Annotated in this window: 16 protein-coding genes; 11 read left to right on the top strand and 5 right to left on the bottom strand. The window is 45.9% G+C overall.

Annotation, left to right across the window (positions count from 1 at the left end; all coding sequences use genetic code 11):
* Positions 1–167 precede the first annotated feature (167 nt).
* Complete coding sequence (locus MHB71_RS11695; RefSeq protein ID WP_036608587.1) at positions 168–1,412, top strand: aminopeptidase; 1,245 nt, start codon at positions 168–170, stop codon at positions 1,410–1,412.
* 316 nt (positions 1,413–1,728) lie between these two features.
* On the opposite strand, the gene MHB71_RS11690 is transcribed toward MHB71_RS11695, so the two are convergent.
* Positions 1,729–2,187, bottom strand: coding sequence for a GyrI-like domain-containing protein (locus MHB71_RS11690; RefSeq protein WP_340029658.1), 459 nt, complete (start codon positions 2,185–2,187; stop codon positions 1,729–1,731).
* A 166-nt stretch (positions 2,188–2,353) separates the two neighbouring features.
* Between MHB71_RS11690 and MHB71_RS11685 the strand changes: the two genes are divergently transcribed.
* Entirely contained in the window at positions 2,354–3,514 is a 1,161-nt protein-coding gene (locus MHB71_RS11685) for a leucine-rich repeat domain-containing protein (protein WP_340029657.1), read from the top strand.
* A gap of 256 nt (positions 3,515–3,770) precedes the next feature.
* Here the strand turns inward: MHB71_RS11685 and MHB71_RS11680 are convergent, their stop codons facing one another.
* Entirely contained in the window at positions 3,771–4,403 is a 633-nt protein-coding gene (locus tag MHB71_RS11680) for a nitroreductase family protein (protein ID WP_076214767.1), read from the bottom strand.
* A 130-nt stretch (positions 4,404–4,533) separates the two neighbouring features.
* Here MHB71_RS11680 and MHB71_RS11675 point away from each other — a divergent pair, with 130 nt between their 5' ends.
* Positions 4,534–4,773: a hypothetical protein gene (locus tag MHB71_RS11675; RefSeq protein WP_243391427.1), complete on the top strand. Its 240-nt coding sequence runs from the start codon at positions 4,534–4,536 to the stop codon at positions 4,771–4,773.
* A 140-nt stretch (positions 4,774–4,913) separates the two neighbouring features.
* On the opposite strand, the gene MHB71_RS11670 is transcribed toward MHB71_RS11675, so the two are convergent.
* Complete coding sequence (locus tag MHB71_RS11670) at positions 4,914–5,687, bottom strand: M15 family metallopeptidase (protein ID WP_127545626.1); 774 nt, start codon at positions 5,685–5,687, stop codon at positions 4,914–4,916.
* A gap of 245 nt (positions 5,688–5,932) precedes the next feature.
* Positions 5,933–6,295, bottom strand: a complete 363-nt coding sequence (locus MHB71_RS11665; RefSeq protein ID WP_076214772.1) for an iron-sulfur cluster biosynthesis family protein — start codon at positions 6,293–6,295, stop codon at positions 5,933–5,935.
* 168 nt (positions 6,296–6,463) lie between these two features.
* Here MHB71_RS11665 and MHB71_RS11660 point away from each other — a divergent pair, with 168 nt between their 5' ends.
* The 6 genes from MHB71_RS11660 (at position 6,464) to MHB71_RS11635 (ending at position 12,804) form a co-directional block, all read left to right on the top strand.
* Positions 6,464–7,048, top strand: coding sequence for a TetR/AcrR family transcriptional regulator (locus tag MHB71_RS11660; RefSeq protein ID WP_340029656.1), 585 nt, complete (start codon positions 6,464–6,466; stop codon positions 7,046–7,048).
* Positions 7,049–7,178: 130 nt separating this feature from the next.
* Entirely contained in the window at positions 7,179–8,039 is an 861-nt protein-coding gene (locus MHB71_RS11655; protein ID WP_340029655.1) for an ergot alkaloid biosynthesis protein, read from the top strand.
* Positions 8,040–8,259: 220 nt separating this feature from the next.
* On the top strand, positions 8,260–9,234 hold the full coding sequence (locus MHB71_RS11650) for an ABC transporter ATP-binding protein (protein ID WP_076249515.1): 975 nt from the start codon (positions 8,260–8,262) through the stop codon (positions 9,232–9,234).
* Positions 9,227–10,741: an osmoprotectant update ABC transporter permease/substrate-binding subunit OpuFB gene (opuFB, locus tag MHB71_RS11645; RefSeq protein ID WP_340029654.1), complete on the top strand. Its 1,515-nt coding sequence runs from the start codon at positions 9,227–9,229 to the stop codon at positions 10,739–10,741. Before MHB71_RS11650 ends, opuFB begins: the two co-directional genes overlap by 8 nt.
* A 50-nt stretch (positions 10,742–10,791) precedes the next feature.
* A complete protein-coding gene (locus MHB71_RS11640; protein WP_340030166.1) occupies positions 10,792–12,138 on the top strand; it encodes an NAD(P)/FAD-dependent oxidoreductase in 1,347 nt (448 codons plus the stop codon).
* A 45-nt stretch (positions 12,139–12,183) separates the two neighbouring features.
* Entirely contained in the window at positions 12,184–12,804 is a 621-nt protein-coding gene (locus MHB71_RS11635; RefSeq protein WP_235200736.1) for a DUF1349 domain-containing protein, read from the top strand.
* 230 nt (positions 12,805–13,034) lie between these two features.
* On the opposite strand, the gene MHB71_RS11630 is transcribed toward MHB71_RS11635, so the two are convergent.
* Positions 13,035–13,508 (bottom strand): SET domain-containing protein, encoded by a 474-nt coding sequence (locus MHB71_RS11630; RefSeq protein WP_340029653.1) that lies wholly within the window; start codon positions 13,506–13,508, stop codon positions 13,035–13,037.
* A gap of 197 nt (positions 13,509–13,705) precedes the next feature.
* On the opposite strand from MHB71_RS11630, the gene MHB71_RS11625 reads away from it, so the two are divergent.
* Both MHB71_RS11625 and MHB71_RS11620 read left to right on the top strand, forming a co-directional pair.
* Complete coding sequence (locus tag MHB71_RS11625) at positions 13,706–15,262, top strand: ABC-F family ATP-binding cassette domain-containing protein (RefSeq protein WP_017688769.1); 1,557 nt, start codon at positions 13,706–13,708, stop codon at positions 15,260–15,262.
* 453 nt (positions 15,263–15,715) lie between these two features.
* Complete coding sequence (locus tag MHB71_RS11620) at positions 15,716–20,941, top strand: fibronectin type III domain-containing protein (protein ID WP_340029652.1); 5,226 nt, start codon at positions 15,716–15,718, stop codon at positions 20,939–20,941.
* Positions 20,942–21,062: the final 121 nt, after the last annotated feature.

Genomic DNA, 21,062 nt, shown 5'->3' with positions numbered 1-21,062 from the left:
GCGAAAGCGGTCGTATTTGTCTCCGAATTTTAACCTTTGAAAAATACGATGAAGAAAATTTGGAGACAACGACGATCTAAAGAACGATCCTTCGCTGTAACGGCCACTCAACAGATCCCAAGTTTGCAAACCATGCCATAATATATGAAACAGGAGTGAACACAACCATGAGTCAATTTGAACAAACCTTTGAAAAGTCATTGGAACAATACGCAGAACTAGTAGTTAAAGTTGGCGTGAATATTCAAAAAGGACAGGATCTGCTCGTTACTGCACCGATCGAAACGCTTGAATTCACACGTCTTATTGTGCAAAAAGCCTATGCGGCTGGTGCCAACTATGTACAAGTGGACTTCGATGACGACAACATTACCCGCAGTCGTTTTGAGCATGGTTCCAATGACAGCTTTGACTACTATCCAGCCTGGAAAGCGGATATGATGGAGAAGTTTGCAGAAGCAGGCGGCGCTACCCTGACGATTAAAGTTCCAGATCCTGAACTGTATAACGGAATTGACTCCGACAGCGTTTCCCGTGCTACCAAGGCAGCTGCACACGCACGTCGCGGATATGCCAAATACACACGCAACCATGAAATTAGCTGGTGTCTGATCAAAGCACCGACCAAGGCTTGGGCGAACAAAGTATTTGCCGACATCCCGGAAGAAGACCGAATCAACGTGATGTGGGAAACGATCTTCAAAATGAACCGTGTAGATGGCGGAGACGCCGTACAAAATTGGAGAGAACATCTGGATACCCTGAATACCATGAGTGATCTCCTGAACAAAAAGAACTATAAGAGTCTGCATTACCGTGCGCCAGGTACAGACCTGAAAATTGAATTGGTCCACAACCACATCTGGGGTGGCGGTGGTAGCGAAAATAAACAAGGTGTATACACGGTCGCCAATATGCCGACTGAAGAAGTATTCACCATGCCTAAGCGCAGTGGAGTGAATGGGTATGTTAGCAGCACCATGCCTTTGAACCTGAACGGGCAACTGGTAGACCAGATGAGAATCACATTCAAGGATGGACAGGTTGTAGCGTTTACGGCAGCATCCGGTGAAGAGCATTTGAAGAACCTGTTTGCCACCGATGAAGGAGCACGTTATCTGGGTGAGGTCGCACTCGTACCACATGACTCCCCGATTTCCAACCTGAATCGCATTTTCTACAATACGGGTATTGACGAAAATGCATCCTGCCATTTGGCTGTGGGAAGTGCGTATCCATTCAACATGAAAGATGGCACAACCATGTCGAACGAAGAATTGCTGAAGCATGAGTGCAATGTGAGCTTGACTCATGTGGATTTCATGATCGGTTCCGCTGAGCTGGATATCGATGGTGAGTTACAGGATGGTACAATCGAGCCGGTATTCCGTAAAGGCAACTGGGCATTTTAATTTCTAATCTAGTTATATAAGTTGAACTAAAGATTATTTACACTGACACTACGATGACAGAATAACCTTCCAATCGCTGTTATCCCCAGAATTTTTTTGATTCCCTTTTCCGAAGGGGAAAATCCGGGGATAGCGTATGCTTCCGATGCAGCTTTCTTTCAGAAAGCTTTTAGGCGAACGCTTCGCTTTTTCAGGTTTTTTCTGTCCTCTCCGTTATCGTGTAAATGATTAGTTCAACATAAATAGTAGCAGTAATATTACCTGAACGAAAAAGTGACTTCAATTTGAAGTCACTTTTTTTTCCTCGTAACATGGATTACACAGGTCTTACAGGCACACATATCTCGCAATAATGCTGATTGAGCAGCTCCCAACGATATCGTTCTATAACCGGCTTGTTGTCCATCCGATAACCACTTGTTTGTAAATGAGGGATGATCACATTCCATGCTTGCTGAATAGCTTCTGCCGTGTGCTTCACTTTACAGATGAGATAATCTCCGCCTGATAACTCGCCTATCTCAACAAACTCATCTTCCAGACGTTCAGATTCAGTGATAACAATACAGGCATCATATCTGCAGTTCTGAGGAGGTGTGCTCGCCGGGTCATCTTGTGGAATACCGAATAAAATTGCTGATTCATGAAGCAGTTGTTTTTTGTCTGCCCATTGTTTCAGCGTATTCATCGCTTGAGCATTGGCTGGACCGTAAGGACCGACTTGTCGAACATAGGCGATACGATATGACGGGAGGTTTTCGATAACCATTTCCATTAAAATCTTCCTCTCTGTACGATTTCTCTTACATGTTGGATGCTAACATGGTATAAAAAAATTTGCTTAGGTAATTGTTGAATCCTGGCGACGAAACTCATAGAATAGTGATAATATGTTGGAAGACTGTTCCAATAGAGCAAAACGAGAGGGGGAGGAGTTAAACATGGATATTACTTATGCCTTCACGGATGAACATTTCAGGCAAGTTGTGTTGGATCGTTTTTGTGAGCAGCGGGATTTCATTAAGGAAAGTGACGTTCATGAGGTTGAGATATTAGAACTCTCAAATCACAATATTAGCAATCTTGATGGAATCGAGTATTTCAGGGGTCTTCAAGAGCTGGATTGTGCCTATAATCAATTGACCAGTTTGGATCTGGCTCAGAATCACAAGCTGAGGATATTACGTTGCAGAGAGAATCAGCTTCTTACACTGAACCTCCGCTCCAATTCGGAATTGCAGGTGCTGGATTGCAGTTTTAATCGACTTCGCAAATTGGATCTTTCTCATAATTCCAAACTTATAACGGTGGAGTGTCATTGGAATATGTTGTCGGAGCTGGCTTCGGAGCCCCTTGAGCAGTTGGAGGAACTTAGTTGCAGTTATAACGCTCTTTTCTCACTTGAACTTGAACACAATAAGCAACTGCGGCGACTTGATTGCGCCAACAATTACATGTTAGAACTTGATGTAACAAGTTGTCCAAACTTGATTGAACTTCGTTGTAACCACAATCATATCAAACAGTTGGATTTTCGTTCAAATATGGTTTTAGAGAGTGTCCGTTGTTTTAACAATCATATTAGCAAGCTGGATATTCGCCATAACGTACAACTAAAAGAGTTGTACTGTTCCGAGAACAAATTAACCGAGTTGGATTATAGCGCTAATCCCAAGCTGGAAAGACTGCAGTATGCAGATAATCTAATGTTTGAATCCAATCATGAAGTTCCGGGTATGGGGTTGTTTCAGTATGACGTCTCGATGTCCAACTATCAGATGAGCTTACTTATTCAGGATAAAGAACTGGTAGTCACTGCACAGGTTTCAACCAAGACAGAGATGGAAATATTGTCCCCATATATGGAAGAGACGTGGAAACGGTGGGACATGCTAGGTGAGCAGGCACTTAAAACCATTGCCGAGGCTCATCCGGACGAAGATATCAATACATTGATTTTGGCTGATGCAGAATTTCAGGGAGATCAATATTTCCGATTGGGTTATGATGCGGGGGATACACCTGCTGGTCGACTGTACATATATGCGGAGTTTGACCATGAATTTCACATGTTGGATACGTTGATCTATGAAACGTATTAAAGCCACGAGATCGTGGCTTTTTTGCTTTGTTGAACTAAAGATTATTTACACTGACACTACGATGACAGAACAACCTTCCAATCGCTGTTATCCCCAGATTTTATTTCCATTCCTTTTCTAAAGGGGAAATCCGGGGATAGCGTATGCTTCCGATGCAGCTTTCTTTCAGAAAGCTTTTAGGCGAACGCTTCGCTTTTTCAGGTTTTTTCTGTCCTCTCCGTTATCGTGTAAATGTTAGTTCAACTTATATAATATGTTATTCAGCGTGCATTTTGTTGAAGCTAACATATTCGTTAATCGGTTTACGGTAACCGCGTGGGCGCTGTTTGGCTTCCGACTTTTTGCCGATGGTGATCAGCATAACCGGTACGTAATGGTTAGGGATTTCCAGACTCCGTTGCAGTTCTTCCGAGTCAAAACCAATCATTGGACAAGTGTCCCAACCGCGATCCTGAGCGATCAGCATCAATTGCATGGCAGACAGGCTGGCATTGCGAATCGCATCCTCACGTTGGAAGAATCTGCCACGAGATTCGTAAAACTCGGTGACACTTTGGGATTCCTGCTCGTATTGGAACGGAGTAAGAGCGCCCAGGTTCAGCAGGCCTTCGTTAATAGTACGGATATGATGATGCGCATTGACGTCGCCCAATACCACGATGACCGCAGAAGCTGTTTTTACCTTATATTGCTGGGAAGCTTCATAGACTTTCTCTTTCTGTTCCTCGTCTTTAATTACAAGATAGTGCGTGTGTTGTAGGTTAAAGGCAGATGGTGCAAATTTATTCAGGGCAAACATTTCTTGCAGTTCCGAATCCGAAATTTCAATTCCTTCTTCAAAAATAACGGCCGATCTACGGTTTTTGACTAGATTCTCCAACTCACTCATGGTAGTTTCCCTCGCTTATGTATGATTTATAAACTGACTATAACACACTTAGTTACTTTATGTAAGTATTATTTTAGAATAAGACAAGGATCGTCTGCCATACGCTAAAATAAAACACTAGAGGTGATTCATGAAAGCATTGATCGCAAAGTATATGGGAGGACATGACCCTCATGAATTTCGGGTATATGTGATCCAATCTTCGACGTTAAAACGTTTTGTAGTCGTGGAGATTATTCTAGGCCCTATCGTGTACAATGTCGCACTTTATTTGTGCCATAATGTAATACTTGCTGGAGTAGGCTCTTGGGCTGGAACAGAAGGTCTGAAGAGACTGCCACTGGTCTTTAGAAAAATCGTTGGGACATGATGAAGTGTGTAAATGAAAAATTGAAGCAGAAGAGGGCCAGTTGCGGCCCCATCTTCTCCTTCAGTCATGTTATCTATAGTCACGCTTCTTTTATCTAAACACATAATTATAACTGTCTAAGCTTTGGGTTCAAACTTGCCTTATTTGGCACGTTCCAAATACTGCTCCAGCGTAAGTTTCTGGTTGGTAATCTCACCAGCAATATATACTCCGACATAACGTACATGCCATGGCTCATAGGAGTAACCAGTCAATTTCTCCTGATCTTTGCCATAACGGATGATGAAACCGTACTTGTGGGCATTGGCTTTCAGCCATTTGCCTTCTTTGGTGTTGCCAAAGCTTTGCTGAAGATCGTAACCGGCCGAAGCGCTGGAGATATCCATGGCTAGACCCGTTTGATGTTCGCTTTGTCCTGGTCGAGCACTTGTTTTATTGGCAACAGCTTCACCTTTGATGCTGGCATTACGGTCAAAGATCGATTTCTGGGTCGCATAAGAGCGATAGCCAGACACCGCTTTGATATCGATGCCGTCTTTTTTGGCAGCCGCAAATAATTTTTCAATCGCGGTTGCAGCCACTTTACGCATTTGTTTCTTCGGACTGGAACCTGAGAAGCTAAAAGGAATATTAGGTACAACCAAATCTTGAGGTGCATAAGTTGAAGGCAGATTTCTCTTTTTATTGACAAGTACAACCGTACTGGACACATTGGTCACAGTTGCCACATTTTTAATCGTTTTGATCGTACGACCAGGTGCATTATCATGCAGAAATTGAGTGAAGCTGGAGCTTGCAGCAGACGCGACGGGATTCAGGCTTGAAGTGATGGGAAACGTAGTAAAAGCAGAACCTGCTACAACAGAGCCTACGAGAATTGTAGATATGATGGATTTACGAGTAAAAGGTTTCATGATGTGTGTTCCTCCTCGGAATATATGAATCTATATACCGAGTATACTAGAGGATTATATCCATAGGTTCTCCAATTGTTTCCGAGTTGTAAACAAAGTTTGCTAGATTCTTCTTCTTCTTCTTCTTCAACTCTGATAGAGGCATATAAAGAAAAGCACGTTAAAAAAGCCGTTGCATTAGATGCAACGGCTTTTGTTGTGAAGAAAGATAATGCTAGATTACTTCAAGTATGCTGGAGACTGTGTTACAGCATGCAGGCGTCGGATCCACCGGAGCTTCCTGCAGTTACTGCACGGGTGTCACGAACGCGAACGTTGGCGCTGAGCACACCAGAATCACTGCTTAGTTTAAAAGAAGGATAATTTTCTTCCGTATCCAGCTTCATGTGTTGTTCTAGGTTAAGCTGCTGCTTCGGATCAACATAGAACGGAACCAGATTGGTTTCAATCTGCGCGTCGAGAGCCGCAAGTTCATCAACAATGATAATAGCGATAACTCCGTTACATCCGCAACCTTCCAAGTCATAGATCACTTTGAAATATCCAGGTTGGTCATTCAAGCTTTCCGTCAATCGTTTTGCAGCCAAATCTGTAATTTGAATATACATATAGGTACACTCCTTTATATGTGGTCATGGTTGGTAAATGGTAAAAGAATTCATTCAGCTTCTATTCCCATTATACCACTTTGGCAAAAATCAAAGCATTTATTTTCTTGATTGATCAGTCTGGAAAAGGTATTCTTTAGTTAATGAATAGGGAGGTGAGGTCTTAAATTGGGAAGAGCTAAGGAGTTCGACACGGAGACTGTTCTAAGAAAAGCAACGTCTGTATTTGGAGCGTACGGTTATGAAGGTACATCTTTGAGCTTACTGCTGAGTGAACTTGGCATTGCGCGGCAAAGCCTGTATGACACCTACGGAACTAAACATGATTTATTTGTCTCTGCTCTTAAATTCTATATTCAGCAGAAGACAGAAGCGGGAATCAGACTATTAAATGAATGTACAAGTGTGAGGCAAGGCGTGACCGAGTTGTTCAACGAAGCGGTTAACGTGTTGACAGACAACGAACGTCGTAATGAATGTTTCATCATTAATAGCGCGGTTGAACAGGCACCACAAAATCACGAAATCGCGGTCTTTATTCAAACCACTAACCAACAAATGGAAGATGTTTTCCATACTGCGCTGTTACGAGGCCAGAGGAGTGGCGAATTGAGGCACGCTGAGGAAGAATTGCCCGGGCTTGCCCGTGTTCTTAATTATTCCCGACTCTCATTGACCTTTACAGCGAAGAGCAGTGCAAGCGCAGAAGCGCTACGAGATTTTGTACAGATGACCCTAAGGGCTTTGGATTAACGTTTTACATGATTTGAGTAAGAATTCTTTACGTTTTCTTGAAAATGGACGCTTAAGGCGTTTATTTTTTGACTATTATAGACCGATTGGTCTGGAAAAACACCAAACAAAACTGAAGGAGGAAACAAGCATGATCAATGATAAACCGTTGACACTTATTACCGGAGCTAATGGAAAGACAGGAAGCCGTGTTGCGGCCATACTTCAAAAGCATCATTATCCGGTGCGTTTGGCAGGAAGAACTAAACCATCTCTTTCTGGTTCTGCCGATAATTATGTCTATTTTGATTGGTATGATTCCGAGACATATGCGCTGGCGCTGAAAAATGTGAATCAGGTGTACCTTGTCATGCCAGTCATGGACATGAACCCAGAAGACGTCATGATTCCGTTCATCAAGGAAGCATTATGGAGCGGAATTAAGCGATTTGTCTTGCTTGGCAGTGCTTCGATCGATGAGAATGGTCCTATATTTGGCAAAGTACATCAGTATATAAAAGCCCATGCTCCTGAGTGGGCTGTATTGCAGCCTTCCTATTTTATGGAGAACTTCACGGAGGGACCGCATCGGGAGACGACGAAGCAACTCGGGAAAATTTACAGTGCTACGGGTAACGGAAAAATTGGATTTGTTAGTGCAGATGACATCGCGGCGGTGGCCTTCCATGCTCTAACAGATGTTGTTCCTCATAATACGGAGCATATCATTACAGGGCCGGAGACGTTGTCCTATGGACAGGTTGCAGACGTCTTGAGCCGTGTACTGGGTCAGTCCATCCAGCATGAATCTTTGTCCGATGATGAATTGAGGAACAGCATGATTCGCGCAGGAATGTCAGAAGAATACGCTGCTGCCCTCGCAGGACTGGATGTGCCTATCCGGGAGGAGGGGAGAGAAGATCAGACGACGGATACGGTGAAAAAATTAACGGGGAATAACCCAATTTCATTCGAGCAATTTATTCAGAATCATATGGAAGTATGGAAATAATGGAAGAAACATTTTCATATTATGAGAAGACGGTGCCTAGTGCCCGTCTTTTTGCATGTCTACCAGCATGTTGACATCGTTGATTCGAATATGGATCTCTCCCTAACCAGGGACACTAAGGAAAGCAGTGATTATACGAACACACTTTTGGGGAAATAGATGAAGATGAATGTTAGGGCGTGTCTGAAACACGCCCTAGATAAAGGGGCGAAGAGAGCGAATGATTCAGTTCGAAAATGTATCAAAACAATATCCTGATGGAACAACGGCTTTGCGTCAGGTTAACCTCAACATTAACAAGGGAGAACTGTTTGTCATGATTGGTCCGAGTGGATGTGGCAAAACCACCATGCTCAAAATGATCAATCGCCTGATTGAACGAACAGATGGAACAGTGCGCATTAATGAACGCCCAATCGATGAATACAACATTCACGAATTGCGCTGGAATATAGGATATGTGCTGCAACAGATTGCACTATTCCCGCATATGACAATTGCCGAAAATATTGCAGTTGTTCCTGAACTCCGAAAGTGGAAGTCAGATCAAATCAAGGAGCGTGTACATACGTTACTGGACATGGTGGGTTTGCACGGAGATACGTACAGTGAGCGTAAACCGTCCGAGTTATCCGGAGGACAACAGCAGAGAATTGGTGTGTTGCGTGCACTCGCTGCCGATCCCGAGATAGTTTTGATGGATGAACCGTTCAGTGCACTCGATCCAATGAGTCGGGAGAAATTACAGGACGATATTCTGGATATCCAGCGTCAGATGAAAAAAACAATTGTGTTTGTCACCCATGATATTCAGGAAGCGATGAAGCTGGGGGATCGCATCTGCATTATGAAGGATGGACAGGTTTTGCAGGTAGGTACCCCGGAAGAACTGATCCGACAGCCAGCTAATGATTTCGTACGTGAATTTGTTGGAAGTCCTAACACCGATACGAGTTCACAATCTGATTTTGATCTCGAATCCATCATGTCACCACTCTCACCGGGTCATGTGCCAAAATCAGCCAAAACTGCCGTTCCTGTATCCATTACGTTAACGGAATTAGTTGATATCATGGCTTCCCATGACCATCTGCTGGTTGAACGTAACCGCCAGATTATTGGCGAGATCAGTCGAGTTGATCTGATGAAATACTGGTCTGGTCAGTTACAGGAACGAGGTGAAGGACATGAGTAGGTTCACGGAGGTGTTCAGTGAGCGCAAAGGTCAGTTGTTGTCTGCTCTACTGGAACATATTCAGATCTCATTTATCGCATTGTTCTTTGCTGTCCTAATCGCTATTCCGCTTGGTATATACCTTACTCGCAAACCAAGAGTGGCTGAACCAATTATCGGGGTTACAGCTGTGTTGCAGACGATACCGTCCTTGGCGCTTCTCGGATTGCTCATCCCGTTATTCGGCATAGGCACACTTCCTGCAATCATTGCACTGGTTGTGTATGCACTGCTTCCCGTACTCCGCAACACGTACACAGGCATATCCGAAGTTGATCCTTCCATGGTGGAAGCAGCGAATGCGATGGGCATGAATAGTTGGCAACGTCTAATCAAAGTGGAACTGCCACTGGCGATGCCTGTCATTATGGCCGGAATTCGGACCGCTATGGTGCTTATTGTAGGAACGGCGACACTTGCTGCCTTGATCGGCGCAGGAGGTTTGGGTGCATTAATCTTGCTGGGCATTGATCGGAACGATACGGCATTGATCATCCTTGGAGCCATTCCGGCCGCATTGCTGGCTATTTTGTTTGATGTACTATTACGTCAGTTCCAGCGGTTATCCTTTAAGAAAACATTGGTTACCCTTGGTTCGCTGGCAATAATCGCGATACTTGTGATTACCATTCCCTTCGTGGCACGTGGTGGTCAGAAGGATCTCGTCATTTCCGGGAAATTGGGGGCGGAACCCGAAATTCTCATTAATATGTACAAATTGTTAATCGAAAAAGATACAGACCTGACCGTTGAACTAAAACCCGGATTAGGCAAAACGCCATTCCTTTTCAATGCACTCAAGTCGGGTGATATTGACATCTATCCCGAATTCACGGGGACAGCGATCTCCGAATTCATGAAGGAAACGGCAGTGAGCACCGATCGGACAGAGGTGTACGAACAGGCAAGAGATGGAATGCTGAGCCAGTTCAACATGGTGCTGCTGAACCCTATGGATTACAACAATACGTATACGTTGGCTGTTCCAAAGAGCATCGCAGATCAATACAATCTCAAAACCATTTCGGATCTCAAACCGGTTGAGCAGCAGATCAAAGCAGGATTCACACTTGAATTCTCGGATCGGGAAGACGGATACCTTGGCATACAGAAAAAGTATGGGATTGAATTCCCGAACGTTGCAACAATGGAACCCAAGCTTCGCTATGGTGCTCTTCAGCGCGGAGATATTAATCTCGTTGATGCTTACTCCACAGACAGTGAGTTGAGACAATATGAACTCGTTGTGCTGGAGGATGATCAGGAGTTATTTCCACCGTATCAAGGCGCGCCGATGCTTCGTCAAGAAACGGCAGATCAATATCCACAACTGGTTGAGGTGCTGAATCAGCTTGCTGGCAAAATTACGGATGATGAGATGCGTCAGATGAACTATGACGTGAACGTAGAGGGAGCGAATCCTGAACAGGTTGCAGCAGAGTACCTTAAACAGGCTGGATTGCTGTAACTTCAGGCATACCTGCAATAGATGTACCAAAAGGATGAGGAGGAACCATGATGACACAAGAAACGTATGACTTGATTGCGATTGGCACAGGAAGCGCGGCAAGCTCTGTAATCACCCGTTGCGCTGAAGCTGGCTGGAGAATCGCTGTAATTGATGAACGGGAGTTCGGCGGAACGTGTGCACTGCGTGGCTGTGATCCCAAGAAAGTGCTGGCTGGAGCGGCTGAGCTGATTGACTGGAATGAACGGATGCAAGGGAAAGGAATTCAGGGACAGGCGACCATCAACTGGTCTGAACTTAAGGCCTTTAAACGCACCTTTACCGAAAGCATACCTAGAGCAAGTGAAGATCAATTCAAACAGGCTGGAATGGATACGTTCCATGGTAAAGCTTCATTTGTCGATGAAAATCATATTCAAGTTGGAGAAGAAGTGCTCCATGGCAAACACATCCTGATTGCTACCGGTGCAACACCTGCGCCACTTGAGATTGAGGGCTCAGAGCATCTTATATATAGTGATGACTTTCTGGATCTGGAACAGCTGCCGGATCGATTAGTTCTGGTAGGCGGTGGATACATTGCATTTGAGTTTGCGCATATTGCGGCCAGAGCCGGGACGGAAGTTCATATACTGCATCGGAGTGAGCAACCGCTGAAGTCGTTTGATGCGGAACTGGTAGAATGTTTGCTGCAAAAATCAAAAGAGATCGGCATTCATGTTCACTTGAACGCGGAGGTGAAGTCCATACGGCAAGAGGGGAACGCCTATGTCGTTCATGGCACACGTAATGGTGCAGATCACCAGTGGCAGTGCGGACTTGTCGTTCATGGAGCCGGGCGTGTTCCTAATGTGGATGGGCTGGAATTGGAGAAAGCCAACGTCAGCTACAGCAAAAAGGGGATTACGGTGAACGAGTACTTGCAAAGTGAAAGTAATCCGAGAGTGTATGCTGCTGGCGATGTAACGGATACAAAAGGGTTGCCTTTAACCCCGTTAGCAGGTCAGGAATCCCGGGCTGTATCGTTCAATTTGTTGGAGGGAAATCAACACAAACCAAATTATAAAGTGATGCCTTCTATTGTGTTTACTGTCCCTGCCCTTGGAGCTGTAGGTATGAGCACGGAACAAGCCAAGAAAGAGGGCTACGAGGTGCAGGTAAATGATATGTCGAAATGGTATACTTACAAGCGAACTCATGAAAAATTTGCCATGGCCAAAGTGGTGATCGATAAATCAACCGGACGTATTCTGGGTGCGCATGTGCTCGGGAGCAAAACAGAAGAATTGATCAACCTTTTTGCAATGGCGATTCAGTTCAATCTGACTATCGATCAGTTAAACACCATGAATTTTGCATATCCTACTGCTGCATCGGATCTGGGTTCTTTAATTTAGAAGTGATGAAGTGAGGATGAACTCCCCTTTGGGACGGAAGAAAGGATGAAAACAACGATGTCATCGGATTTTATTGGGCTTCATGAAGGCAAGTGGACTAAGGAACCCGTTGCTGCACGGATGGATGGGGATCGTTTCGTTGTGGAAGCTCGGGAAGGCAGTGATTTCTGGGAGAACACATTCTACGGGTTCTGTCATCGGGATGGACATGCCATGCTTGCTCCATGGGACGGAACGGAAGCGATTGAGGTATCGTTTGATCTAAGCTCATTCACCGAATTGTATGATCAGGCGGGACTAATGTTATGGTACGGAGAAGACCAATGGATCAAGGCCGGAGTTGAGGTCAATGATGGCGTGGCACATGTTGGAGCCGTCGTGACGGATACATATTCGGATTGGTCACTCTCTCCTGTGCCAGAGTGGGGTGGACGAATCGTAACAATCAGAGCCTCCTACAGCAATGAGGCTGTTGTCATTCGTGCTCGCACAGATGAGCATCCTTGGCGTACGATTCGGGTTGCACGGTTTGCCTATCCAACGAACAAACACGCAGGTCCATTTTTGTGTTCACCAAAGCGTGCAGGGTTCGAGGTAGCCTTTACCAAGTGGAGATCCACGACACCCGATCAAGACTTGCATACAGATCCGCCGATTACAGATTAAAACAAGTTCAGATGCACGATAAACAATGAAACATGAACAGGTGTATCTGGCTTAGAAAGCAAGACAACACAAATAAGCAAGTCTTCCATTAACGGAGGACTTGCTTATTTGTGTGTTTAAACTTTGGACTGTGAAAAGTCTCCAGTTACTCATTTCATCATTCAACGGGGTCAGTGAGTTCTTTTCGCACATACAATAGAGTGCTTGCGAACTTTACTTGAGTTTAACGTTTATTTACTCGTGTCCGTATCCAGGGAATGGGGTTCGGTCTCTTTTTCAACCTCATCATCATTGGACTTATTGAACTCCAGCATACGCTCCTCGTAATCGTCCAGGAACCATAACGGGTCCATACTGTCTTCCTCACCGTTGTAATTGATCACGATTTCTTCGCCAGCTTTGATGTCTGTATAAGCGTAGAAGTCAAAGGTATGGTTATCAAAATTGATATCATAAGTAGCGTTAGGTTCATAGGAGTGGTTGATCAGACTGCCATAGCCGAGCAGAATGGCGGTATGATTCGCCCCATATTCGAACACGTAATCTTCCAAAATCGTTTTTTCGACATGCTCATGATCTTCATTTGGGTAAGGCACAACGGGTGCCTGATGGATAAGCATTCCTTTGGCAATATCAACGGTAGCAAATACCCCGCGGTTAAACTCACCACCATCACCCAACTTGGATTGTTTCACTTCAATCATAATCTTCACCTGATGCTCTTCGAAGAGCTCCGTTCTATATAATAGTAATTCGTTAAGGCAAAATTTTAACCCATACTTTCATATAAGGCAAATTTCAGACAAAAAGGCGGAATAATTTTTAATATGGCGTTGAGTTGTGCAGGATATAACGCTTATAATATACAAAGAATTAAGTCTATATAGAAAAGGTGTCATGAATGAGCATATTAAATGTAGAAAAATTAAGTCACGGTTTTGGTGACCGTGCTATCTTTAACGACGTTTCATTCCGCCTCTTGAAGGGCGAACATATTGGTCTAATCGGGGCCAATGGTGAAGGTAAATCTACCTTCATGAACATTATTACAGGAAAACTTCAGCCGGATGAAGGCAAGGTGGAGTGGTCCAAACGGATGCGTGTTGGTTATTTGGACCAGCATGCTGTATTGAACAAAGGCCAATCGATCCGTGACGTACTTCGCGGCGCGTTCCAGTATTTGTTTGACATGGAACAGGAAATGAATGATATGTATGGCAAAATGGGCGATGTAACTCCGGAAGAGCTTGAACAACTGCTTGAAGACGTGGGTACGATTCAGGATACGCTGACAAACCAGGATTTCTACATGATCGATGCCAAAGTGGATGAAACCGCACGTGGTCTGGGTCTGACGGATATCGGTCTGGATAAAGACGTCAATGACCTGAGTGGTGGACAGCGTACCAAAGTACTGCTTGCCAAGCTGCTGCTGGAAAAACCCGATATTTTGCTGCTCGATGAGCCTACGAACTATTTGGATGAATTGCATATCGAATGGCTGAAACGTTATTTGCAGGAATATGAGAATGCATTTATCCTCATTTCTCACGATATTCCGTTCTTGAACAGTGTTATCAACTTGATCTATCACATGGAGAACCAGAATCTAACTCGTTATGTGGGCGATTATGATCATTTCCAGGAAGTGCATGAGATGAGAAAACAGCAGCTGGAGTCGGCCTACAAACGCCAACAACAAGAGATCGCTGACCTCAAGGATTTTGTAGCGCGGAACAAAGCAAGTGTTGCTACACGTAATATGGCGATGTCCAGACAGAAAAAACTCGACAAGATGGATGTCATCGAGATCGCCAAGGAGAAACCGAAACCGCAGTTCAACTTCCGTGATGCAAGAACATCCGGCAAGCTCATTTTCGAAACCAAAGGTCTTGTAATTGGATACAACGAACCGTTGTCCAGACCACTGGATCTGCGTATGGAGCGTGGACAGAAGATTGCCCTCGTTGGTGCGAACGGAATTGGTAAAACAACCCTGATGCGCAGTATTCTGGGTGAAATTCAAGCTCTGGAAGGAACCGTTCAACGTGGTGAACATCTGGAGATTGGTTACTTCCAGCAAGAGATGAAGGATGCCAACTACAATACATGTATTGAAGAGATCTGGCAGGAGTTTCCTTCGTATACCCAATTCGAGGTGCGTGCTGCACTTGCAAAATGTGGTTTGACTACAAAACACATTGAGAGCAAGGTAGCTGTACTGAGTGGTGGCGAGAAAGCTAAAGTGCGTCTCTGTAAGCTGATCAATAATGAAACCAACCTGCTTGTGCTCGATGAGCCGACGAACCATCTGGACGTTGATGCCAAGGAAGAGTTGAAACGTGCGCTCAAGGCTTACAAAGGCAGTATTCTTCTGATTTCCCACGAACCGGAATTCTACCGTGATGTCGTTACGGAGACGTGGAACTGTGAGTCGTGGACAACAAAAGTATTCTAAATAGAGGTTGTTCAAAAAGTCCGCTTTTGATTACGAATCATGTGCGAGCTTGCGAACAAGCTCGCAGCGTGAGAAAAGGCGCGAATTTTGCTTGCAAAACAAGCAGAACTCGCGCCTTTTTTGCGTGGTTTTAACGAAAAATGTTTGAGCCCAATTCATAGTTGACAGCTTGAATAAGGCAATAATATAATTCAGGAAAGCGGTTACATTTATATATTAAAAACCTGTTTCACTGCATAGGGGCAAAGAAAACACGGTATTCCGTATGGGTATCATTGCACTTAGAAGGGAAGACGGGTCTTTTTTTGCATTTTAATGAAACCGGTTTCATTAAAATGAGGAGGTGGACAAAAGCTCGTTACTGACCACTGGTTGCTGAGGATAGGCTGAACAACAACACCGCGCATACATGAACCATGCTTTCATCTTTCATGCCAAAGGAGAGAATGAACATTGGATAAACTCAGGAAACCCATGATATTTATGTTATCAGCAACACTTACGCTGTCTTCGGGACCGTTGATGCTGCCGAGTAAGGCGTATGCCGATCTGAGCAGTATACCCGCCACGTTGTTGCAGGACGATTTTTCGGATGGGAATTTCACGGAATCACCCGCGTGGAACGTAAGCTCAGGCAACTGGGAAGTGTTCGCTGACCCGACAGATGCGTCCAACTTTACGCTTTTCCAGAGCGATACCAATGAAGGGATTATCTCTACTGGAGACTCCATGTCGGACATGACCGTGTCCATGCGCTTTTACACGGGAGCCGGTCAGGGGTATCCGGGAATATTGCCGCGGTTTCAGGATAAGAGCAACTTTTACTATTTTCAAATGCAAGTTCCTAGCAATAAACTCGTTTTCTCCAAACGGGTGAACGGATCAGACACACCTCTGAAAACGGTGGACTATGCGTTTGCCAGTGATACATGGTACACGCTCAAAGTGGTGTTATCAGGTACCACCATTCGCGGGTATATCGCGGAAAACGGCTCCGATCGGTTGGTATTTGATCTGGTCGATCCTACATACGGGTCAGGTACTGTGGGCATTCGGAATAAGTGGCAGTCGGTACATGCAGATGATGTGATCATTGCCGAGCAACCGCCTGGGAACGATATTCAGCTCTCTATTGCTGAGCAGACGGCTTCTTCGGTTTCACTGCAATGGTCTGAAATCGCGGGAGCATCAGCCTATCGCTTGTACCGTTCCTCTACGCCTGAAGGCGGTTATTCTCTGGTAACCAGTACCGGAACTTTGGAACACATGGATGAAGGATTGAGTGGGGATACGGTGTATTATTACAGGCTCGCTTATGAATACGGAGGCCTAACCGAATCATTATGGACTGCTCCGCTGGAAGTTCGGACGACTGCGTCGGCACCACAGGCTCCTGGCGAATTAAAGGCCGAGGCACTCAATGCCACAAGCGTGAAGCTATCTTGGTCCGCCGTGGACAAGTCAACTGGTTATCGGGTGGTTCGGGCCGAAGCTGGCAGTGACCAGTATGAACAGATCTATGAAGGGAAAGGGCTCACATTCACGGATAATGCACTAGAGCCTGGCAACAGCTACAGCTATCGCGTAACAGCCTATAACGCAGCTGGGGAGTCAGCATTCACTGTTGCAGAAGCCACGACTTACTCCATTGACTCTCCGGCAGAGTTCGCTGCCACAGCTGTGACGGACACATCAATCTCTCTGAGGTGGAATGTCCTAGCTGGATCTGATGTAACGTATACCGTGTCCCGTGCAACCAGTGCTACGGGTACGTATCAGCAGGTGCACAGTGGCAATGAAAACACGTTTAACGATAGCGGTCTGACAATGGGCACAGGATATTTTTACATCATTCAGGCGACCGTGGACGGCGTAACTTCTCCAGCATCCGCACCGCTTGGTGTTGCCACAGTTCGCACAAGCATTACACCAGGGCAATTGTGGCCGGATCTGGACGGGAAACCGATTGATGCGCATGGGGCAGGCTTTTTCTATGATGAACAGACGGAGATGTATTACTGGTATGGTGAATACCACACGGGCGGATGGCCAGCTGTTGGTGTGCGTGTGTATTCATCCAAGGATCTGATGAATTGGACGGATGAAGGCATGGCTCTGACGACACTTCAATCCATGGATGATTTTGACAATGACCCGTTGATCTCCAAATTGTATGCGGGGCGTGAAGACCGCGTGGATATCTGGGCAGATATCCGCAAAGGACGGATTATTGAACGACCAAAGGTCATCTACAACGACAAAACGAAGAAATACGTGATGTGGGCCCACATGGACGGCGACAAAGACCCCTATAACGATAATGCGAATTATGGTAAGGCGCGGGCCGGTTATGCGATCAGCGACTCTCCAACAGGGCCTTTTGTGTATCAGAAGAGTTACCGGATGGACAGAGCTCCCGAAGGGGAGAAAGATTTCTTCCCAACCGATAAGGGTATGGCACGTGATATGACGTTGTTCAAGGACGATGACGGCACTGGCTATCTAATCTACTCCAGCGAAGAAAACCTGACGCTCTATATCTCCAAACTGAATAAAGACTACAGTGACGTAACAGGGTGGCATAAGGAAGGACAAACGGATGACAAAGGCAATCCGGTACGCGATTCCACCTATCAGGCGGAATACGGCGTCGATTACGTGCGTGTGTTCCCGGGAGGGCAACGCGAAGCACCAGCGATGTTCAAGTATCAGGGGAAATATTATATTTTGACTTCCGGAGCTTCTGGCTGGGCCCCTAACGAAAACAAAGTGACGGTTGCGGATAACATTTTTGGCCCGTGGTCAACGCAGACCAATCCGTTCGTGCGTACGTTGCCGAGTGATCCTGATCCAGGCAAGGCATTTGGCACACAGACCACTTCCGTCATTCCGGTCGATCCGGAAAAAGGCAAATTCATTTACGTGGGGGATACGTGGAATGGTGGCAATTTCTCGAATGATGCTGCAAAATACGTGTTCTTGCCAATTGAGTTTGGAATAGGCTCCGACATCGCGATCAAGTGGTATAACAGCTGGACACCTGATCTACTGAATTCGATGGGCAAGGTAGATATTGCTGATCCGTTGCCAGAAGCCTTGGCGCTAGGAAAAGTACCATCCCTGCCAACAACATTGAATGTGCGCGAGGGTGGAGCACTGGTATCAACGCCAGCAGTATGGACAATTGATAACCGGGAGATGACGGCAGAAGATTTTGCTAAGCCAGGACCGCTCACATTACAGGTAACGACACCGGAATATAACAACAAAAAGCAGGCAGTTCGCGTAAATGTCATTCCGGAGAATACACTATATTTCGTGAATAGCGGAGGTTACGAAACGGCTGATTACAGTCTCATGGGTGCTTATATGAAAGGAACGCTTGCCAACCCGGAAACGGCGGATCAGATGTACGCTCCGGCTGAGGGACGTAATTGGGGTTATGTCAGCGCAGATGCACTGGCATCCGGTTCGAATGGCGGGGATATATTCTCGACCGTACGTTATCTGAACGGTGGAAATGTCAGCAATTCTCCTAAAGGCACGGACTTAACCTATAGATTTGATGTGCCAAACGGGACATACGATGTCTACGCTGGATTCAACGATCCGTGGAGCAATACATCGCGCAGAGCGAATTTAATCATCAATGGCACCAATACCGGAGCAGTTACTTTTACGCCTGCCAGCGTTAGAGCCCACAAAGACATCAGCGTGTCGGACAACAAGCTGGAGTTGACCGTGCGCAATACGGCATCGCAGGACCCGATGATTAGCTGGATTATGATCGTTAAACCTGACGCCGCGCCACCTGTAAATGATAGTGCTGGCCTTAATGCTGATACGTTGGATTCAACGAGCGCAACGCTTCACTGGGATGCTCATCTTGGTGCAGCAAGCTACAAGCTATACCGCTCAGATCGTGAGCAAGGTGAGTACAAGGTGGTCTATAGTGGCAATGGGCGGGAGTACACGGACAGTGAACTGAACCCCGGCACGGAATATTATTACAAAGTGGAAGCTTTGGATGCCACGGGGCAATCCTTAAGAGGTGTATCTTCCGCTTATCAGGTGCACACGGCTCAGCAGAGCGCTGCTGATGTAGCCACAAGCATTACAGCGTTGGAACAGCCTTCCGCAGGTGCAAAAAAACTGAAGTTCCCATCCGTGCCACAAGGTTTCACGGTGAAGATCACTTCCAGTTCGGTACCGTCGGTCATTCAAACTGATGGAACGATTGTCCCACCATCTAAGGAAACAACAGTAACCCTGGAGTTGGAAATTACTCGAACTTCTGACGACAGTAAAGCCTTGACTGTACCGTTGACAGTGAAGGTGCCGGTATCTGTTCCTTCCCCTGGAGGCACGGACCCTGGTTCGGGCGGTAATCCAGGCGGCAATTCCGGTGGAAATCCAGGAGATGGTTCTAGTTCATCCAGCAATGGTGGACAATCAGGAAGTGGTAACCCAAGTGCAGAGAATGCGGTACCACAACCTAAACCGGAGAAGGACCGTTCTGTTCTGGAGTTGCAGGGACAGTCAGATCAGAAGGGTGTAGTGCAGTCCAACGTGGATGCTTCAACGATTAAAGATGCTTTTAAAGTTGCCCCCTCAACAGATGCGGGCCAGCGCTTGGTCGAACTTCGGCTGAAGCCGGTTTCGGGAGCAACGGAATATGAATTGTCTCTGCCTGCTTCTGTGTTGATAGATCAGGGTGAGTCACATGTGTTCAACATTGTTACAGAGCTGGGAATGTTGGAGCTTCCTGCGACACTGTTAACAAAGGATATAGTTGGTGATGAGATTGCATCAATCCGATTGGTCAGAACGGAGCTGCCAAAAACAGTCGCAGATCAGCTTGGCACGCAATATGGAGTCCATCTTGAACTTCAACTGGATGGTCAACCATGGCCATCGGAAAGCCAGTTAATACTTCGTCTGCCTTTCCCATCCTCACAAAATGCTCAGCAGGATCGGATTGTAGCATTTGCCATTGGCGCGAACGGTGTGGCAACCCCATTGCCGCAAAGTTACTACGATCAAAAAAGCGGGCAGCTTGTATTTTCCGTCACATCACTCACAGGAAATTATGCTGTTGTGCCTGTGGAGCAGACATTCGAAGATCTTGCAGAAGTGGAGTGGGCCAAAAAAGCAATGGAGGCTTTGGCTGTTAGAGGTGTGATTGATGCTGAGGCAAAGGGCGATTCCACGCAGTTACATCCAAAACAGGAGATGACCCGCGGCCAATACATGCAATGGTTGATGACTGCGCTGGGTTTGAATGCTTCTTCCGGGAAAGCGTTCTCTGATGTAAACGAAAATGCACCGTACTACGAAGCAGTTACAGTTGCGCGTTCGCTAGGTATCACGAGTGGTACCGGTGACGGGCGTTTCTTGCCAGAGTCCACGATCACTCGTCAAGAGATGATGACGTTGACAGTGAGGGCACTTGCGGTGGCTGGACTAGTTGACTCCGAGACGGCTGCAACAGATAACCTTACTCGTTTCCGCGATGCTTCCGAGATTCGCTCCTATGCCCGGGACAGTGTGGCATTACTTGTGGATCTTGGCATCGCCCACGGGTATAATGGTGAGGTGAAACCACTTGCCGAAGCGACCCGAGCCGAATCGGCTACGTTGTTATATGCGATGATGGGCAAACTGGTATGGAATAAATGATGATGCATCAGAATCGTAGCGTGTGAAAAAGAAGGCTTACTTTGACCTGGAACCCAGGTTGGAGTAAGCCTTCTTGATAGTACGCCCGTCATGGGCGAAAAGTCAGTTACTCAACGAACGA

Origin of the sequence: Paenibacillus sp. FSL H7-0940 (assembly GCF_037979415.1) — a bacterium.
GTDB lineage: Bacteria > Bacillota > Bacilli > Paenibacillales > Paenibacillaceae > Paenibacillus > Paenibacillus amylolyticus.
The sequence above is the reverse complement of the archived record's forward strand: the minus strand, read 5'-3'. Positions and strand labels throughout refer to the sequence as shown.

Excerpts from the sequence above, each read along its gene's own strand:
- MHB71_RS11695 (WP_036608587.1), top strand. The coding sequence starts at position 168 with ATGAGTCAATTTGAACAAACCTTTGAAAAGTCATTGGAACAATACGCA.
- MHB71_RS11640 (WP_340030166.1), top strand. The coding sequence starts at position 10,792 with ATGACACAAGAAACGTATGACTTGATTGCGATTGGCACAGGAAGCGCG.
- opuFB (WP_340029654.1), top strand. The coding sequence starts at position 9,227 with ATGAGTAGGTTCACGGAGGTGTTCAGTGAGCGCAAAGGTCAGTTGTTG.
- MHB71_RS11625 (WP_017688769.1), top strand. The coding sequence starts at position 13,706 with ATGAGCATATTAAATGTAGAAAAATTAAGTCACGGTTTTGGTGACCGT.
- MHB71_RS11665 (WP_076214772.1), bottom strand. The coding sequence starts at position 6,295 with ATGTATATTCAAATTACAGATTTGGCTGCAAAACGATTGACGGAAAGC.
- MHB71_RS11675 (WP_243391427.1), top strand. The coding sequence starts at position 4,534 with ATGAAAGCATTGATCGCAAAGTATATGGGAGGACATGACCCTCATGAA.
- MHB71_RS11655 (WP_340029655.1), top strand. The coding sequence starts at position 7,179 with ATGATCAATGATAAACCGTTGACACTTATTACCGGAGCTAATGGAAAG.
- MHB71_RS11690 (WP_340029658.1), bottom strand. The coding sequence starts at position 2,187 with ATGGAAATGGTTATCGAAAACCTCCCGTCATATCGTATCGCCTATGTT.
- MHB71_RS11630 (WP_340029653.1), bottom strand. The coding sequence starts at position 13,508 with ATGATTGAAGTGAAACAATCCAAGTTGGGTGATGGTGGTGAGTTTAAC.
- MHB71_RS11685 (WP_340029657.1), top strand. The coding sequence starts at position 2,354 with ATGGATATTACTTATGCCTTCACGGATGAACATTTCAGGCAAGTTGTG.
- MHB71_RS11670 (WP_127545626.1), bottom strand. The coding sequence starts at position 5,687 with ATGAAACCTTTTACTCGTAAATCCATCATATCTACAATTCTCGTAGGC.
- MHB71_RS11650 (WP_076249515.1), top strand. The coding sequence starts at position 8,260 with ATGATTCAGTTCGAAAATGTATCAAAACAATATCCTGATGGAACAACG.
- MHB71_RS11680 (WP_076214767.1), bottom strand. The coding sequence starts at position 4,403 with ATGAGTGAGTTGGAGAATCTAGTCAAAAACCGTAGATCGGCCGTTATT.
- MHB71_RS11635 (WP_235200736.1), top strand. The coding sequence starts at position 12,184 with ATGAAAACAACGATGTCATCGGATTTTATTGGGCTTCATGAAGGCAAG.